The organism is Salegentibacter sp. (genome assembly GCF_041642575.1).
Lineage (GTDB): Bacteria > Bacteroidota > Bacteroidia > Flavobacteriales > Flavobacteriaceae > Salegentibacter.
On sequence record NZ_JBEPWD010000127.1, the window covers coordinates 1 to 2211 of the forward strand.

Genomic DNA, 2211 nt, shown 5'->3' on the forward strand with positions numbered 1-2211 from the left:
AGAAAATGAACCTAAGCTCACTACTTACTCCTATTCCGAATTAATAAACAGGATAACTTCTATTCCTGAAACCACCAAATTTGAAGAGGTACTTCATGATTTTGATGTTTCGGTCCATGGAAAAATGGCGAATGTTTCCACGCCTTTTTCATTTTATCTGAATGGAGAATTTAGTCATTGCGGGGTGAATTCATTTCATCTAATGCAAGTTGAAGACGAGTGGAAGATCATTTACCTGGTAGACACCCGGGAAAAGCATGGTTGCCGGGAAGATTAAATATCTCTTACACAGCGAAACCCAAGATGTTCCAGGCTGCTGTCTGGAGTAGAGCTCATCCTGGCAGAGTTACGGTAACCCGTGCAATAGGATTCGCTGCATAAAAATGACCCGCCCCGAATCACCTTATGCTGCTCGGAATTAAAATATTCCTTGAAATAACCACCGGTTCTGTTTTCAAGCCGACTATAAGCGTTGGGGTAGTAGGTGTCCAGGCACCATTCCCAGGCATTTCCAGCAATATCGTAAAGTCCGAAATCATTGGCCGGAAAACTTTTAACCGGAGAAGCTTTTTCGAAACTGTCTATTTTAAAATTGGAAACCGGGAAATTTCCCTGGTGAAAGTTTACAAAATCCGGAGCTTTGGAAAAATCATCACCCCAGTGATATATCTGTTTTTCTTTGCCTCCCCGCGCCAGGTACTCAAACTCAGCTTCGGAGGGCAGGCGTTTTCCGGCCCATTTGGCATAAGCCATGGCGTCGTACCAGGAAATCTGGACAACGGGTAAATTATCTTTTCCTTCTATTGAGCTATCCGGACCTTCGGGATGTTTCCAGTTGGCCCCTTCCACGAATTTCCACCAGGCTTCAGGATTTTCAGGATCAAAAACCATAGCTCCCGGGGAATAGGCTTTGCCATTAATTTTAAATTCTCTTTCAGCAGTAGTTTTATAGCCAGTAGCTTCAATAAATCTCAGGAATTGCGCATTGGTCACCTCGGTTTCGTCAACCCATAGATCTTTTATTGTTTCTTGGTGCTGAGGAAATTCATCCTGCCGGGCTTGTTGGGAATTGCCGCCCATCGTGTAGGTGCCACCTTCAACTTTTACCATTCCTTTGGTTGCTGCTGAATTTTCCCGCACTTCGATATTTTCAATTTCTGCCATCATTCTCTCGTGAAAGCCTTCGGAAGTATCTTCTGAAGCTTTTTCTGAAATTTCTTCTGAAGTGGTGTCGGATTCAACATTTTTACAACTGCTGAAGCTTAGGAATAAAAAGAGAAGGGAAAGAGAAAATTTCGAGGAAAAGGGCATAACCAAAAATCTTTCGGCTAAGATAAGAAAGTGAATAATATTGAGATTCTTCCGCAGAAGAGTGTCTGGGCAATTATAATTTTATAAATGCAAATTGAGCGGAGTGGGAAAAAATATCTCCACTCCGCTCGAATTGTCTAAAATTTATGGCTTCAATACCACCCGGAAACGAGCTTTATTATTTATCATTCTGTCATAGGCTTCATTCACCTTATCCAGAGGAAATTCTTCAATGGTGGGTTTGGTACCGGTTAATGCACTGAAGTTTAAAGTATCTTCAGAATCCATAGCAGTACCGCTGGGCCATCCCGCTACCGATTTTCTTCCCATCAATAATTCCATTGGCGAGACTTCTATCGGGTCGCCTGTTGCCGCTACCATGAGTAACTTTCCATCGGTTCCCAGGCCTCCAATAACCGAAGTTATCGCTTTGCTATAAGGTGCTGTGGCCAGGATGAGTTTTGCTCCTCCCAGTTTTTGTAATTCTTCGGCGGCATCTTTCTCATCTGTATTGATGAAATGGTGTGCTCCGAGTTCTTTGGCGAGATCTTTTTTATCGTCACTGGTGGAAATTGCCACCGTTCGCATTCCCATTTTGGCAGCATACTGAACTGCCAGGTGGCCCAGGCCACCAATTCCCTGTACAGCTACAAGATTTCCAGGTTTAATCCCCGAATTTCTTAAGGCATTAAAAACCGTAATTCCCGCACAGAGCAGGGGAGCGGCTTCAGCAGAAGAAAGTTCTTCAGGAATAGCAGCAATAGCTTCTTTTGGGGCACACATATATTCTGCATAACCTCCATCATAGGAAATCCCACTGATCTGGGCATTTTCGCAGCTAATAAAATCGCCTCGGCGACAGGGTTCACATTCGAAACAATGTCCGCCGTGCCAGCCAAC

2 protein-coding genes and 1 pseudogene are annotated in these 2211 nt (G+C 43.8%); 1 reads left to right on the forward strand and 2 read right to left on the reverse strand.

The genetic code is table 11. The features are described from left to right. Window positions 1-277, forward strand: a pseudogene (locus ACESK1_RS12125) (nuclear transport factor 2 family protein); the annotation flags it as partial. Here the strand turns inward: ACESK1_RS12125 and ACESK1_RS12130 are convergent. Then, a complete protein-coding gene (locus tag ACESK1_RS12130) occupies window positions 274-1311 on the reverse strand; it encodes a formylglycine-generating enzyme family protein (protein ID WP_372920444.1) in 1038 nt (345 codons plus the stop codon). The pseudogene ACESK1_RS12125 and the gene ACESK1_RS12130 sit on opposite strands and share 4 nt — an antisense overlap. A 144-nt stretch (window positions 1312-1455) precedes the next feature. Continuing rightward, the coding region (locus tag ACESK1_RS12135) for a zinc-binding dehydrogenase (protein WP_372920445.1) at window positions 1456-2211 on the reverse strand (756 nt) is incomplete at its 5' end.

What these genes read in the sequence shown, in the direction of transcription:
- ACESK1_RS12130 (WP_372920444.1), bottom strand. Translation starts at nt 1,311, where the DNA reads ATGCCCTTTTCCTCGAAATTTTCTCTTTCCCTTCTCTTTTTATTCCTA.